The following is a 15,174-nucleotide window of genomic DNA, read 5'->3' on the forward strand; positions in this document are numbered from 1 at the left end:
CTGGTCAGGGGCTTGCCATACTGACGCGCATGACGACGTCAGCCATCCCGGCCACTCCTACGTCCGGCCACCTCTGGCGGGGCCTGTTCCTGGTCTGCCTGGCAGGCGTGGTCTGGGGCACCATCGGGCCGGCGGCCCAGGTCGTCCACGACGCTTCCGGTCTTTCGGCGCTGACGATCGGCGCCTACCGTGCGATCGCCGCCGTCGTCGTGCTCGTCGCCGCCGCGGCCATGATGGGCCGTCTGCGCGCGTGCCTGTCGCTCGGCCGCCGCCACTGGCGTCGCGTGAGCGCCGTGGGCGTGCTGACCGCCGCCTTCCAACTGCTCTTCTTCGTGGCCGTCCTCTGGGCGGGAGTGAGTGTGGCGACCGTGGTCAGCCTCGGCTTCGCCCCTGTGCTTCTGCTGGTCATCGGCAGCGCGCGACGCCGCAGCCGGCCGTCCGCCGGTCAGGTCCTCACGGCCGCCGTCGCCCTGTTCGGGCTGCTGCTCATCAGCGTCGCGGGGGGAACCGCCGAGGAGGCGCCGCACCCCACACTCGGTGTCCTCGCCGCCCTCGCCTCGGGGGCCGCGTACGCGCTGTCGGCTGAGGCGGCCGCGCCGCTGACCCAGCGACTGGACACGCTCACCATCACCACGGTCACCATGTCCGTGACCGCGGCGGCCCTGGTACCGGGCGGTCTGCTCGTGGCATACGTCCGCGGCGAGCCGCTCATGACCGGCGACACCGGATCCTGGCTGCTCATCGTCTACCTCGGGACCGTGACGATGGCGCTGGCGTACGCGCTGCTCTACGCGGGACTGCGGACCACGCCGAGCGGAGCGGCGGTCGTGGCCACGCTGCTGGAACCCGTCACCGCCGTCGTGATCGCCGTGGTGTTCCTGGGTGAACGCCTGGCGCCCGCCGGTCTGGCGGGCGCCCTTCTGATCATGGCCGCGATCGCCACCCTGGGCCGCCGTTCCGGGCAGGCGTCGAGCCGGCCTACTCGTCCTCGGCGAACACGACCTCGCGGCGCTTGCGGATCGCCGGCAGGACGGCGATGAGGAGGGCCGCCGCGGCCAGGGCCAGGAGCACCGCGGAGATCGGGCGGGTCAGGAAGACCGACGGGTCGCCGCGCGAGATGATGAGCGCCCGCCGCAGGTTCTCCTCGACCAGGGGCCCGAGGACGAAGCCGAGCAGCAGCGGCGCCGGCTCGCAGCCGCACTTGATCAGGACGTAACCGAGGATCCCGAAGAAGACGATCGCGTAGACGTCGTACGCGTTGAACCCGAGCGAGTACGTGCCGATCGCGGCGAACAGGATGATCATCGGGAACAGCACCTGGTACGGGATGCGCAGCATGCGCACCCAGACGCCGATCAGCGGCAGGTTCAGCAGCACGAGCAGCACGTTGCCGATCCACATCGACGCGATCAGGCCCCAGAACAGCTCGGGTTCGTCGGTGATGACGTTCGGACCGGGGGTGATGCCGTGGACGATGAACGCGCCGACCATCAGCGCCATGACCGGGTGGGCGGGCAGGCCCAGGGTGAGCAGCGGGATGAACGACGTCTGCGCGGCGGCGTTGTTCGCCGACTCGGGCCCGGCGACGCCCTCGATGGCGCCGTTCCCGAACTCCTCCTTCCGCTTCGAGATCCGCTTCTCGACGGCGTACGAGGTGAACGAGGCCAGCACGTGGCCACCGCCGGGCAGGACGCCGAGCGCGGCGCCGAGACCGGTGCCCCGCGCGATCGGGCCGACGATGCGGCGCCGGTCCTCGCGGGTCGGCCAGAGGTTCTTCACCCTGCCCACGATCGCCGTGCGGGTCTGCTCGTTCTCCAGGTTGCGTAGGATCTCGGCCACGCCGAACATGCCGACGGCGACCGACACGAAGTCGATGCCGCCGTACAGCTCGCGCTGCTCGAAGACGAACCGGGGCGTACCGGTGTAGATGTCCTGGCCGACCGTGCCGAACAGGACGCCGAGCGCGATCATCGCCAGGGCCTTGAGCGCCGAACCGCGCGCCAGCGCGATCGACACGATCAGGCCGAGCAGCACCAGCGAGAAGTATTCGGCCGGGCCGAACTCCAGCGCGACGCGGGCCAGCGGCGGGGCCGCGACGGCCAGCGCGACGGTGGCCACCGTACCGGCGATGAAGGACCCGACCGCGGCGGCGGCCAGCGCCGCACCGGCCCGGCCCTGCCGGGCCATCGCGTGCCCGTCCAGTGCGGTGACCGCGGCGGACGACTCACCGGGCAGGTTGATCAGGATGGCGGTCGTCGAGCCGCCGTACTGCGCGCCGTAGTAGATGCCGGCCAGCATGATCAGGGCCGTCACCGGCTCGAAGCTGAATGTGATCGGCAGCAGCATCGCCACCGTCGCCGTCGGCCCGATGCCGGGCAGCACGCCGACCGCCGTCCCGAGCAGCACTCCCAGGAAGCAGTAGAGGACGTTCTGGACTAAGAGGGCGGTCGAGAAGCCCAGCGCGAGGTTGTCGAGAAGTTCCATGCCTCAATCCGGATGCCGCGTCAGAACCCCAGCCAAGGGCCCCATAGCGGGATCCGCAGCTGAAGTCCGACGACGAAGATGAGCGTGCTGGCCACGGTCAGCCCGGCGGCCACGGCCAGGGCCGTGAGCGGCCGTACGCGCGAGCTGGCCAGCGTGGTGAGCAGGGCGGTCACCGCCGACGTCGGCACGAACCCGAGGCCGCGTACGGTGAATCCGAAGAACACGACCGCGAGCACGATGACGCCGACCGCCCGCCAGGGGATCGGCCCGAACGAGATCATCTCGCCGGCGATGAGCCCCTTGACGACGATCGCCAGCCCCAGGGCGGCCAGGATCAAGCCGACCAGCAGCGGGAAGGCGCCGGGGCCCATCCGCAGCGGGGTGCCCAGCTCGTAGCCGAGCGACCCTGCCACGAATGCGCCACCGATCAGGACGAACATTCCCCCGGCGAGCACGTCGGGGAAGGACCGGCGGCGCTCCACGTCAGGACGCCTTGACGCCGGCGTCGGCGATGACCTTCGCCCAGGTGCCGAGCTGCTCTTCGAGCTTGGTGCGGTGCGCCTGCGGGGTGGCGTCCTCGGCGGGGACCGGCGCGGTGCCGAGCTTGGCCATCTGGTCGATGACCTTCTGGTCGGCCAGCGCCACCTTCAGCGCCTCGGACAGCTTCTGGACGACGTCCTGCGGCGTGCCGGTCGGGACGTAGAGGCCGTGCCACACGCTGACCTCCAGCTGGGGCAGCCCGGCCTCGGCCGTGGTGGGCAGGTCGGGCAGGCTCTTCACCCGCTCCGGCGTGGTGACGGCGTACGCCTTGACCTCGCCCGCGGAGATCTGGCCGCTGGTGTTGGTCGTCTGGTCGCACATGAAGTCGACCTGGCCGCCGACGAGGTCGGTCAGCGCGGGGCCGGTGCCCTCGTACGGGACCTCCTGGAGCTTGACGCCGGCGGCGGTCTGGAACAGCAGGCCGCACAGGTGGGAGGCGGCGCCGATGCCGGCGTTGGCCAGCGTCACCGTGTCGGCGTTCGCCTTCACGTGGGCCACGAGGTCCTGGAGCGTCGCGGGGGCGAAGTCCTTGCGGGCGACGACCGTCATCGGCACCTCGGTGACGAGCCCGACCGTCTGGAAGTTCTCGAGCGGCGTGAAGCCCAGGTCCTGGTACAGCGCGGGCGCCGTGGACATGCCGATGTGGTGCATGAGGACGGTGTAGCCGTCGGGCTCGGCCCGCGCGACCTCGCCGGCGCCGACCGTGCCGCCCGCGCCTTCGACGTTCTGGACGACGATCTGGGCGCCGAGCTTGGCGGCCATCGGCTCGGCGATCAGACGGGTGACGGTGTCGGTCGGGCCGCCCGCGCTGAACGGCACGACGATCGTGATGTTCTGGTCCGGGTAGCCGCCTCCGGCGTCGCCTCCGCCGGTGGTACCCCCGTTGCCGGAACAGGCGGCGGCGAGCGAAACGACGCCGATCGCGGCGATCATCCGCGCGGCGGCCCGGTACCTGCTGGTCGTTCTCATTTCGCGGCCTCCTCGTCAGCGCATTCGCATTCGTCCATGAGTGCGCGGCCTCAGTCTCGGCTCGCCAGGAGGTGAATGGTGTCAGAGGAATCCCAAGGAATGCGGCAAATGTCAGAGGAATCCCAAGAACTGAAGGGCTAACGCTTGCGTCGATGCGGACCGTACAATCCGGTATGCGGATCACCATCATCGAAGATGACGACCGCGTGGCGCGGGGTCTGGTGACAGTTCTGGCCCAGGCGGGCTTCGAGGTCCACCGCCTCGCCACCGCCGCGGAGGCCGTCCGTGCCGCACCGTCCGATGTGGTCCTCGTCGATCTGAACCTGCCCGACGGCGACGGTCTCGACGTGATCCGCAAGCTGCGCGACCGCCCGGAGACCGCCGTCATCGCCGTGACGGCGCGCTCGGAGGAGCACGAAAGGGTCCGCGGCTTACGCGCCGGCGCCGACGACTACATCGTGAAACCGTTCGGCATCCCGGAGCTGCTGGCCCGGATCGACGCCGTCCTGCGGCGCACCCGGGTCGCCCGCGCCATGAGCCACCCCGACGAGCCGATCGTGCTCGGCCCGATGCGGATCGGCATCGGCACCCGCGAGGTCACCGTCGAGGGCGCGCCCGTGACGCTGACCCGCAAGGAGTTCGAGCTGCTCCTGCTGCTGGCCCGGCGGGCGCCGAACGTGGTGAGCCGCGACGTCATCCTCGACCAGATCTGGGGCGCGACCTGGGAGTCCTCGAGCCGCACCCTCGACACCCACATCGCGGCGTTACGGCACAAGCTCGGGCCTGCCGTGGTCATCCGCACGGTCCACGGGGTCGGCTATCGGCTCCTGGCCGACCGGCCGGAGATGACCGGCTGACGCGCCGTGCACCGTCGCCTGCTGGTCGTCCTGGTGCCTCTCGCGGTGCTGCTCGTCGCGGCGCTCGGGGTGCCGCTCAGCGTCACCGTGGCCGAACGGGAGATGCAGGAGACGTACGTCGACCGGCTCAACGACGTCGGCCGGTTCGCGTCGCTGGCCGACACGGCGCTGTCGACCGGGCGGACCGAGGCGCTGCAGCTGGAGCTGGCGCGCTACCACGAGCTCTACGGCATCCCGGTCGCGGTGATCGACACGTCGGGCACGGTGCTGCTCGGGCCGGCCGGCGCGTACCAGGAGGCGGCGCGGGCCGAACCGGCGCTGCCCAGGATCGTGACCACGGCGCTGGCCGGGACAAGGTCAGAACCGTCCGGCGAATGGGCGCCGTGGGACGACTCCGCGCTCGTGGTCGCCGAGCCGGTGGGCCGCGACAGCGAGGTCGTCGGCGCCGTCGTGACGATCTCCGACCTGTCGAAGACGCGCCACCGCATCCTCGTGCGCTGGGCCCAGCTGGCCGCGCTCGGGCTGCTGCCGCTGGTCGCGCTGGTGGCCGTCGCCTGGCCGGTGTCGGCGTGGGTGCTGCGGCCGGTGCGGGAGCTGGACGCGGCCAGCTCCCGCATCTCGCGAGGTGACCTCACGATCCGGGCGGACGCCGAGGCCGGCCCGGTCGAGCTGCGGCGGCTGGCGGAGTCGTTCAACACCATGATGGACGCGGTCGAGAACGCCGTGCAGCGGCAGCGGGCGTTCGTCTCCGACGCCTCGCATCAGTTGCGCAACCCGCTGACCAGCCTCCGGCTCGCCGTGGAGAGCCTGGAGCCGCATCTCGGCACGGGCGACAACGGGCGACAGGTGTACGACATCGCCGTCGACGAGCTGAAGGCGATGCAGCGGATGCTGAACTCGCTGCAGGCCATGGCGCGGATGGAGAGCATGCGGACGGCGTCGCCGGTGGATCTCGACGCGGTGCTGGCGACCCGGGTGGAGCGGTGGCGGGCGCTGACGGCGACGGCGGGGCAGACGCTGGCGGTGGACGTGCCGCCGGGTCTGCGGCTGCTGGAGCCGCCGGGCGGGCTGGGCAGCATCCTGGACGAGCTGATCAGCAACGCGTTGCGGCTGTCGAACGCGCAGGTGGTGGAGGTGAGCGCCCGGGTCGTCCCCGCGGGCGTGGTCACGATCACCGTCCGCGACGACGGCCAGGGGATCGACGCCTCCGAGCGGTCCCAGGCTCTGCGGCGGTTCTGGCGGTCGCCCCGGCACCAGAACGTGTCCGGGACCGGCCTGGGGCTGGCCATCTGCGCCGACCTGGTGGGGGCGGCCGGGGGCGAGCTGCGGCTGGAGGACGGCCTGCCGCGTCCGGACGGGTCCGGGCACGGATTCGCCGCGGTGGTCGCGTTACCCGTCGTCCCGCGGGCGGCCTCGCCGTCCGACGCCCCGGCCGCGTCGCCGGTCTGAGGCGGCCCGCGCGGGTCAGCGCTTGCGGTCGCGGAACCAGGCGGCCGCGCCCGGATGCAGCGGGATCGACGCGGTGGAGATCCCCGTACGCACGTTGATCTGCCACGCCTCGGGAACGTCTTCGGCTCCGTAACGGCCGCCGGAGGTGATCGTGCGGGTGTGCGTGAAGATCGTGTCGGTGATGGCGTAGACCAGGTCGCCCGGCAGGTCGTCGCGTACGAGCAGCACGTTCGGCACGGCGATGGTGTGGGTGGCCGGGACGCCGGCGTAGGCGGTCGCGGGCACCATGGCCGGGGTGTAGGGGCCGGGGAACGCCATGAAGAGCGCGTCCGCCCGCGTGTCCAGCGGGATCAGCCGGATCGGGTGCCGCTGCGCCAGCTCCGTGATGGCAGGGGTCGGCACGCCGGTCAGGGAGAACATCGCGTCGATCTCGCCGTCGCGCAGCGCGGCCGCTGACTCGGCCTGACTGAGGTAACGCATGTCGGCTCTCACCGGGCCGAGCCGCAGAACCCGCAGCGACGTGAACTCCGTGCCCGAGTCGCGGGCGCCCAGGGAGACGCGCTTGCCCTCGAGATCGCGGAACTCCTCGATCGCCGAACCGGCCATGACCACGAGATGCAGGTGACTGTCGTAGAGCCGGCATATCGCCGAGAGCCCCTCGGGCGCGCTGCCGTCGGTCCTGATCAGCGCGTCCAGGCTGGTCAGCCCGAGGTGCACCTCACCGGCCCCCAGCATCCGGATGTTGTCGGTGGAGGCCCTGCTCGGCACGGTGCTCACCGTGGCGCCCGTCACCTGCTCGGTGATGTGCACGGCCAGCGCACCGCCGATGCGCCGGTACACCGCTCCCGCCGGCCCGGTGGCCAGCCGCAGGCGGACCTTGCCTGCCTCGGGCTGCCGGGAGCAACCGACGAGCAGCCCACCGGCGGCCATCAGCACCGCCCGCCGCCGTAACTCCGGGTTCAGCACCATGCCGAGATGATACGGACGGCCGGTGGCGGCCCGCCGGGATCCCGGCGGGCCGCCGTGCGCGTTGTGGAAGGTCAGCCGTCGACGTCCGGCGACGGGATGTAGCGGCCCGGCACCTCGGCCGGGGCCAGGATCTTGTCCTCACCCGGGTAGGGCGTGGCCCAGCCGTGCGCCTCGTACCACGTGAAGTGGTCCATCTGGTCGGGGTTGGCGTAGTCGGCGATCGCCTTCGGGCCGGTCAGGTGCTGCTGCCCCTTCCAGGCCTGCCACTGGTCGGCGACGTGCTTCTTGTCCGCGGGCACCTCCGGCGCCGCGGCCTGCTCCGGGGCCAGGCCGGCGTACTTCGCCGGCACGGTGTCCTCGCCGCAGGCCGGCGGGGTGGCGATGCCGTAGGTCAGCGGGATGCGGTTCGGCACCGCGGTGAACGGCGTGTAGTCGGGCTTCTTGGTGAAGACCGCGCTCATCGGGGTGGCGGCGCTGTCCTTCTGGTTCATCGGCTGCATGCCGAGGATCTGCTCGATGGTCCGGATCACGGTGATCTGGCTGTAGTAGTGGCTGTCGACCTTGCCGTGCTGGGCCCACGGGCTGATGATCTGCACCGGGCCGCGGGCGCCGTCGACGTGGTCGACGCCGTCCTGGGTGTCGTCCTCGATGACGAAGATCGCGCTGTCCTTCCACCACTTGCTGTGGGAGATGGTGTCCACGATCTTGCCGACCGCGAGGTCGTTGTCGGCCACCTGGGCGACCGCGTTGACGGGCCCGCCGGTGTGGTCGCTGGAGAGCCACATCATGTTGAGGTTGGCCGGCCCGTTGGCCTCGAAGTCACGCTTCCAGATCTCGTACCGGTACAGGTCCGGGATGCCCGTGTCGAACTTCGGGTACGCGTGCACCGTGATGTCGTTCAGCGACGGGATCGGCGAGGAGGTGTCCGTCTTGATAGCGGTGTCCTGCCCGGTCTCCTCCATGTTCTTGACGTCGCAGTAGTAGTCCTGCCACTTCGTGCCGGGCGGGACGGTCTCGAACATGGTGAACTCGCCGAAGTTGCGGGCCGTCTTTCCGGCCGCCTGGGCGCCGGTCCACAGGAAGCCGGAGCGCTGGTGGCCGAGCGCGTCGTCCTCCGTGTCGTAGCTGCGCTGGTACTCGCCGGCGCTGGACTCGGTGTACTCCGGGTCGTCGGCCTGCATCAGCCAGCTGTGCCCCTCGGCGGAGTTCGTGCCGATGTCGTAGGTGTTGTCGTAGAGCCCGAACTGCCGGGCCAGCGCGTGCTGGTTCGGCGTCACGTTCTCCCCGAACTGCGCCAGCTCGGGGTCGCCGTTGCCGCGCGGGTCGTCGCCGAACACCTGGTCGTAGGAGCGGTTCTCCTTGACGAGCAGGAAGACGTGCTTGATGGTCGAGGGGTCGCCGAGGCGCTTCGGGACCGGCTCGGCCTTCTGCTTGTTGCCGTGGGCCACCTTGACGGAGTTGTCGTCCCAGCCGTTCTGGAGGAAGACCTTGTCGGTGGTACGGGCGATCACCGTGTCGTCCGGCAGCTTGAACCGCAGCAGCGTGCCGGTCGAGTCGTGGGTGCCGTGGCCGGTGGCCGGCTGGGTGCCGGGGCCCTTGGAGATGGTGCGCTCCGGGCCGCGCTCACCGATGCCGCGCATGTTCGTGACGAGCACGTCGCCGCCGACGGTGGTCACGCCCTCCGGGTAGTAGTCCATGGGCAGCAGGCCGACGTAGCTGACCGGCTCCTGCGGCGAGGTGTAGCGGTAGACGGCGAGCGCGTTCGCGCGGCCCAGGGTCACCAGGAGGTGGCCGTCCTCGGTGAGGGTCACCCCGTTGGGGTGGTAACCCACGGCGGCCGTCGGCCACGGCTGGGTCGCGATGGTCTGGACGACGGTGTCCGTCGAGGTGTCGATGACGGACACGTTGTCACTGTTGGTGTTGGTGACGAAGAGCGCCCCACCGGCGGCGTGCAGCGCGGTCGGGTGCAGACCGACGTCGATGGACGCGACCGCGGCGGCCTCTCCAGGCCGAGTGTCGGCGACGTTGATGACGCTCACCGTGCCGGTGGTCGTGGCGCCGGTGACCGGGTCCGCGGGGACCTGGGTGCCGTACGAGTTGAGCGTGGTGTCGCCGTCGGTCGCCCGGCGCCCGCCCTCGTTGCTCACGTACAGCTTGTCGCCGACCAGCACCAGGTCACGCGGCGCGTTGCCGACGTCCCAGCTGTGCCGGATCGCGCCGGTCGCGGGGTCCATGGCCACCACGCGGTTCTGGCCGTTGACGGCGGCGTACAGGGTGGAGCCGTCGGGCGAGAAGACCGCCTGGGCGGGCAGCGCGTGCTTCGACCCGTCCGCCGGGATCGCGATCAAGGTCGGGGCGCCGACGGTGCCGTCGGCGTTCACCGGAAAGCGGCTGAAGCCGTCGATCTGCGGCATCCACAACGTCGAGCCGTCGGGCGAGTAGGTCGGCCCTTCCTGCCCCACGTTGTTGTTGCTGATGCGCAGGTCGGCGCCGGCCGCGGTGCCGGCCTGCTGAAGGATCTTGTAGTTCGTCAGGTCGACGACGGTGAGGGCGATCGACCGGTCGTTGGTCAGCGCCGCGAGGTGGCGGCCGTCGGGGCTGACCGTGGAGGAGAGCAGTTTTCCGTTGTCGACGAGCAGGCGGTCACCGATCGACTCGATGGCCTGGTCGCTGGGCAGCAGCAGGCCCTGAGCCGTGGCCTGGCCGACCTGCCCGTTGCCGAACGCGTCGGTCGAGCCGTAGGCGATGCCCCCGCCGGCGACGACGAGAGCGGCGGTGCTAGCCGCGAGGAGGCGGATTCTGCGGCCGGTACGTCCGTGAAGAAACCCAAGAGAGGTTTCCTGGACGCGCCGGCGTTGACGCGTGACGTGCATGAATGGTTCCTTCTGGAGTGCTGACAAGCAGGTCGACGTCCCCGTCGAACTGCCAGAGGGGGTTGGGTGCGTCCCCGGTCGGGGTGCGCACCTGGAAGTAGCCGTTCACCTCCTTCGGTCCGTCGCCGTCAGCGACGTACCGCCCGTCCGCGGTGACGTCGAGCTGGTAGATGGCGCTGCCCACGGAGTCCACGCCGGGCAAGGTGCCAGGAGACGACACACCGCCAGTCGTTGCCGGGCCCCTCGTCGGCGACGCGGACGCTGCCCTTGTCGCAGGACGCGGTGGCCCGCAACTGGGCCTCGGTGACGTCGGGCCGGCCGAGCTCCTGGGCCTGCAGCCGGTAGAGGTGGGCGTACGTGGTGGCGAGGGAGTCCTGCAGCTTGGGCCGCTCGATCCCGGAGCCGTGGGCCGGGGTCACGGCGGCGACCACCGCGAACGTGAGCGCGACCAGGCCGGCCAGCGGCACCACCCCCGCCACCAGGACGCGCCGGCCGGACCCGTCGTAGGCCAGGTCGGTGAAGTCGCGGCGCAGGAACAGGCGGTAGGCCAGCGCGGCGGCGACGACCGCCCACACCAGGCTCACCACGAGCCCGATGAGAAGGGGCCCCGTCTGCGCCGGGCTGGTGAAAAGACCGCGCCAGGCGAGAAAGGCGTGGCTCGGCAGGGCCAGCTGCACGGCCACGGGCAGCGGGAGCAACTGCGCGAGCTGCAGCACGAGGGCGAGGAGCGCGGGCATCAGCAGCCCCATCGGTGAGCGGCCGAGAGCCACCGAGCCGAGCAGGCCGACCGCGGCGAACGCCAGCGTCGGCGCCAGCACGCACGCCCACGCGAGCAGGACCGTGCCGGCCGCGTCCGCCGGGGCGAGGAGATGGCCGTCCAGGCCGACGAGCGGCCGGTTGCCGACCGCGACAAGGCCGCCGGCGATGCCCGACGCGGCCAGCCCCACCACGAGCAGCAGGATCACGCTGAGACTGGCGAGGCTCTTCGCCACGAAGATCCGCCGGGGTGAACGCACCGCCACGAGGAGATGGCGCCAGGTGCCCAGCCGGTCCTCCGCCGCGAAGACGTCTCCGGCGACCAGCGACGTCAGCAGCGGCAACGCCCAGCTGCACGCGAAGTCCAGCACCACCAACGAACCCGACCAGCCGGTGGCGTGCATCCAGCGGCCGAAGACCGTGTCCGTGGGCAGCATGCTCTGCCGGCTCACCGCGGCCACGAAGGCGGCCGGGGCCATCCAGCAGACGAGCAGCAGCAGGCGGACCCGCCACTGGGAGAGCAGCTTGACCAGCTCGAACCGGTAACCCCGCATCATGGGCGCAGGCCGGGCCTGCGTCGCGGTCATCACGTGTCACCCTCGTCGTTTCTTCCGGATACGTCGCCCGCCCCGGTCAGGGCCAGGAACGCGGCCTCGAGCGGCGTCACCACGGGCGCCAGCTCCCGGATCGCCACGCCGCCCCGCACCAGCCGCACCACCAGCTCGTCCAGAGCCGGCACTGGCCCGCGGACCACGAGCACGTCGGCGTCCGGCCCGCCGCGACCCGGCATGACGCTGAGCCCGGGCGCGCCCTCCGCCACCCGGTGGGCGGCCGCCGGGTCGGAGGTGACCAGGCGGTAGTCGAGTTCGCCGCTCTCCGCGGCGAGCTTGCTCAGCGGCCCCGAGAAGACGACCCGGCCGGTGGCGAGGACCGTGACCTCGGAGCACAGCGCGGCGAGGTCGTCCATCCGGTGGCTGGACAGGACCACGGCCGTGCCGTTCGCGGCGAGCTCGGTGATGACGCGGTGCACGTGGCGCTTGCCGGCGGGGTCCAGGCCGTTGGCCGGCTCGTCCAGGACGAGCAGTCGCGGTGTGGTGAGCAGCGCGGCGGCCAGCCCGAGCCGCTGGCGCATGCCCAGCGAGAACCCTCGGATGCGGTCGTCGGCGACGTCGGTGAGCCCGACCTGCTCCAGTGCGCTGTCGACCGCGCTGCTGTCGGGGGCACTTTCAGGGGCACTTTCGGCGGCGGGAGTGTCTCCTCGTAGCGAGGCCAGGGCCGAGAGGTTCTGGCGCGCGGTGAGCGACGGATACAGCCCGGGCCCGTCCACGAAACCCGCGACACCGTCGGGGACGGCGAGCGTCCGCCCGACCGGCGTACCGAGGATCTCCAGGCTGCCGCTGTCCGCGACCGCCAGGCCCAGCAGCAGGCCGAGGAGCGTCGTCTTGCCGGCTCCGTTCGGACCGACCAGGCCGTGGACCTGCCCGCTCGCCACATCGAGGTCGACGCCGTCGAGTGCGACCACATCACCGAAAGACTTCGTGATCCCGCGAGCCCGCACTACGGGGCTCCTCTGCATGGCGGTCTCCCTTAGCTTGACTAAGCAACAAGAGGAACCTAGGGATCATGGATTGCCTCAGGGAGGCGCGCAGTAGAACGTTCGCCAAACCCCGCCCATCCCGACAATTCGCCCATCGTCCTGAGGCCGGGACTCGACTGTTGACCTTGGACACATCGCCATGAACAATGGCGGCACCGAAGATCCACCCCTGAGCACCGGACGAGCCCCGCCAGAGGGTTGTCGGGCGTGTCGGCGCGGCCATCCGGTCCGACACTCAGCGAGGTCGTCTTGTCTGAAACGCCGGCGCCGACATCCTGGATACCTCGCGGACACCCCTTGTCGTGGGCGACGCTCGCGGTGACCACCGGCGCGATCCTGATGACCGCCGTCGACGGCGGCATCCTGCCCGCTGTCCTGCCCGCCATCCAGCAGGAGTACGCACTCAGCTCCACGCAGGCGGGCCTGGTCAACTCGGTGTTCTTCGGCGGCCTGATCGTCGGTGCCCTGCTGTTCGGCTGGATCTCGGACCGGATCGGCACCGGCTACCGGCGGACCTGGACCTGGAACGTCGCGATGCTGCTCGCCATCCTGGGCGGCGCCCTGACGTTCGGGTTGGCCGGCAGCTTCGCGGCGTTCCTGCTGCTGCGCATCCCCATGGGGATCAGCCGGGGCGGCTCCGAGCCGGTCAACGTGGCGCTGGTGAGCGAGTGGTGGCCCAAGGAGCACCGCGGCTTCGCCGTCGGCGTGCACCACACCGGATTTCCGCTCGGCCAGTTCCTCACCGGCGCTCTCATCGCCGCCGTCCTCGGGTTCGCCGGCTGGCGTGAGGCCTTCCTGCTCATCCCACTCCTGGGCATCCCCATCATCGTGGCGCAGGCGATCATCGGTACCAGACGCAACCAGGCGAAGGTCTACGACTGGATCGACCGCAGCGGCCTCACCCGTCCGCTGCCCGAGCTGTCCACCCGGCTGCCGGGCAGCATGCTCGCCCCGGTCAAGCAGGCGCTGAGCAACGCCAACGTGCGGTGGTCCGTCGTGTTGATCTTCCTGTTCCTGTGGGCCGAGGCGGGTGCGGTGACGTTCCTCGCCGTGCAGCTCACCCAGCAGGGCATGGGATTCGGCGAAGCCGCCTTCCTGTCGGGAGTCTCGGGGCTGACAGGGTGGCTCGGCCAGGTGGTCTGGGGTACGTGGTCGGATCACGCCGGCCGCAAGTTCGCCATCCGCTTCCTGGTGATCGGGTGGGCTCTGACCCTGCTGGCCATGATCTTCATCACCAGCGCGGCGACCGCGTGGATCATCCTGCTCGCGTGGGGGTTGTTCCGCAACGCGCCGTTCCCCGTCACGTACGCGTTGCTCATCGACTCGGTGCCGAGAGCGGCCGGCACGGCGATGGGCATCATGATCGGTATCGCTCTTGGGGTGTCCGGCGTCCTCGCGGCGGCGGCGTCAGGCTGGATCATCGACCAGTACGGCTTCACCATCCACTACATCGTGCTCGCCGCGATCTGCCTCCTCGGCCTGTTCCCCCTGTCCCGGATGACCGAGACCGTGGGGAAACACGCACCGGCGGCCGAGTAACAGATCTGACACCGGCCCGAATCCTGCGACAGCCCGGGGTGCGCAAGCACCTTCGCCAGGCCGGCCGCCTTCCGGCTTCAGCCCGGGAAGGCCGGGTCGCGGAAGAGGAAGTAGCCCAGATGGTCCGCGTGCAGGTGCTGATGGAACCGCGCGGCCTTCGCCTGGGCGGCCTTGTCGGCGGTGACGGCCGTCAGCACGACGTACCTCTGGGTCGCGCCCGACCGGATCCTGCCGTAGACGTACGTGTCGAGCACCTTGTCCCGGCGCCACTTCACGGCCCGGGAGGAGTTCGCCAGATGCGTGGCCGTGGCCTTGGCGTCCTTCACCGTGGGAAAGGACATGATGACCTGGACCGCGGTGAGATGCCCCTTGTAGGCCGAGTAAGCCAGCTGCACGGCACGCTCACACTTGTTCTCGGCCAGCACACCCTTCCTGTCGACAGGGGCGCAGGAGTCGTACGTCCAGCCGCCCGCCCTCTCCGCCGTGAAAGCGACGTCGCCCAGGCGGTAGTTCCAGTCGCCGAACTCGTCGTCGTCGATCGGTGAGCCGGGGCGTCCTTTCTCGCTGGGGCTCGGCTCGGCGGGCTCGGGCGTGGGCTCCCGCAGGGCCACAGCGGTGTTCGGCTCGGAAGGGTTCAGGTACTTGTAGACGCTGAACGTGAAGCCGCCCGGCAAGAGCACCGCCAGGATCGCGACCAGGGTGCCGGCCACACCGGGGTAGTCCCGCGCGCCGGACTGCCGAGGGTGTTCCATACCGCAATTGTGCAGCAGTTCAACACCTTGCGCCCCATCTGCCCCAAAAGTGACCCGGTGCGGCTCTCGCTTCGCCGCCGCTCGAGAACGGGGGTGCGGCAGAAGTGGCGACTCGAACCGAGGTGAAAGAATCACGGCGTGGCGGCCGAAGCGGGCGCCTACTACCGCCACGGCACGAATGGATAACCGACTCCGGCCTTCCAGACAACGCCTCACTCAGCGAACAACTGGCAGCCGTCATGAACCGTCTGGCCGGTGCCTGGTACTACATTCGTAGGTCCGCTGGGAATGGGTCACCGCGTCGCCGGTAGTGGCTGATCAGAGCGCGTGTCTGATGAAGCCGCCGGAAGTGTGACCAAGCCAGGACGTGATCGATGGCGTTGGCCGCT

12 protein-coding genes are annotated in these 15,174 nt (G+C 70.7%); 4 read left to right on the top strand and 8 right to left on the bottom strand.

Features of this window, described 5'->3' with window-relative positions:
- Window positions 1-29 precede the first annotated feature (29 nt).
- Window positions 30-1,040, top strand: a complete 1,011-nt coding sequence (locus tag E1286_RS28550) for a DMT family transporter (protein ID WP_132617308.1) — start codon at window positions 30-32, stop codon at window positions 1,038-1,040.
- Here E1286_RS28550 and E1286_RS28555 read toward each other — a convergent pair.
- The 3 genes from E1286_RS28555 to E1286_RS28565 are packed head-to-tail and all read right to left on the bottom strand — an operon-like array spanning window position 979 to window position 3,993.
- On the bottom strand, window positions 979-2,484 hold the full coding sequence (locus tag E1286_RS28555) for a tripartite tricarboxylate transporter permease (protein ID WP_132617310.1): 1,506 nt from the start codon (window positions 2,482-2,484) through the stop codon (window positions 979-981). The genes E1286_RS28550 and E1286_RS28555 overlap by 62 nt on opposite strands.
- A gap of 20 nt (window positions 2,485-2,504) precedes the next feature.
- The gene (locus E1286_RS28560) at window positions 2,505-2,966 is read right to left on the bottom strand and encodes a tripartite tricarboxylate transporter TctB family protein (protein WP_223190482.1); all 462 of its coding nucleotides are present in this window, start codon (window positions 2,964-2,966) and stop codon (window positions 2,505-2,507) included.
- A 1-nt stretch (window position 2,967) separates the two neighbouring features.
- The gene (locus E1286_RS28565) at window positions 2,968-3,993 is read right to left on the bottom strand and encodes a tripartite tricarboxylate transporter substrate-binding protein (RefSeq protein WP_132617312.1); all 1,026 of its coding nucleotides are present in this window, start codon (window positions 3,991-3,993) and stop codon (window positions 2,968-2,970) included.
- Between the two features lie 173 nt (window positions 3,994-4,166).
- Between E1286_RS28565 and E1286_RS28570 the strand changes: the two genes are divergently transcribed.
- The gene (locus E1286_RS28570) at window positions 4,167-4,850 is read left to right on the top strand and encodes a response regulator transcription factor (protein ID WP_132617314.1); all 684 of its coding nucleotides are present in this window, start codon (window positions 4,167-4,169) and stop codon (window positions 4,848-4,850) included.
- Between the two features lie 6 nt (window positions 4,851-4,856).
- Window positions 4,857-6,299, top strand: coding sequence for a sensor histidine kinase (locus E1286_RS28575; protein WP_132617316.1), 1,443 nt, complete (start codon window positions 4,857-4,859; stop codon window positions 6,297-6,299).
- Between the two features lie 15 nt (window positions 6,300-6,314).
- Here the strand turns inward: E1286_RS28575 and E1286_RS28580 are convergent, their stop codons facing one another.
- The 4 genes from E1286_RS28580 to E1286_RS28595 form a co-directional block, all read right to left on the bottom strand.
- A complete protein-coding gene (locus E1286_RS28580; RefSeq protein WP_132617318.1) occupies window positions 6,315-7,268 on the bottom strand; it encodes a TAXI family TRAP transporter solute-binding subunit in 954 nt (317 codons plus the stop codon).
- Window positions 7,269-7,339: 71 nt separating this feature from the next.
- Complete coding sequence (locus E1286_RS28585) at window positions 7,340-10,141, bottom strand: phosphoesterase (protein ID WP_132617320.1); 2,802 nt, start codon at window positions 10,139-10,141, stop codon at window positions 7,340-7,342.
- A 128-nt stretch (window positions 10,142-10,269) separates the two neighbouring features.
- Entirely contained in the window at window positions 10,270-11,484 is a 1,215-nt protein-coding gene (locus tag E1286_RS28590; RefSeq protein ID WP_223190483.1) for an ABC transporter permease, read from the bottom strand.
- Window positions 11,484-12,419, bottom strand: coding sequence for an ABC transporter ATP-binding protein (locus tag E1286_RS28595; protein WP_246075251.1), 936 nt, complete (start codon window positions 12,417-12,419; stop codon window positions 11,484-11,486). The genes E1286_RS28590 and E1286_RS28595 overlap by 1 nt, the downstream gene beginning before the upstream one ends.
- Window positions 12,420-12,791: 372 nt before the next feature.
- On the opposite strand from E1286_RS28595, the gene E1286_RS28600 reads away from it, so the two are divergent.
- Window positions 12,792-14,033, top strand: a complete 1,242-nt coding sequence (locus E1286_RS28600) for an MFS transporter (protein ID WP_132617324.1) — start codon at window positions 12,792-12,794, stop codon at window positions 14,031-14,033.
- 77 nt (window positions 14,034-14,110) lie between these two features.
- Here E1286_RS28600 and E1286_RS28605 read toward each other — a convergent pair whose 3' ends face one another.
- A complete protein-coding gene (locus E1286_RS28605; protein WP_132617326.1) occupies window positions 14,111-14,785 on the bottom strand; it encodes a hypothetical protein in 675 nt (224 codons plus the stop codon).
- Between the last annotated feature and the right edge of the window lie 389 nt (window positions 14,786-15,174).

The organism is Nonomuraea terrae (genome assembly GCF_004348995.1).
GTDB lineage: Bacteria > Actinomycetota > Actinomycetes > Streptosporangiales > Streptosporangiaceae > Nonomuraea > Nonomuraea terrae.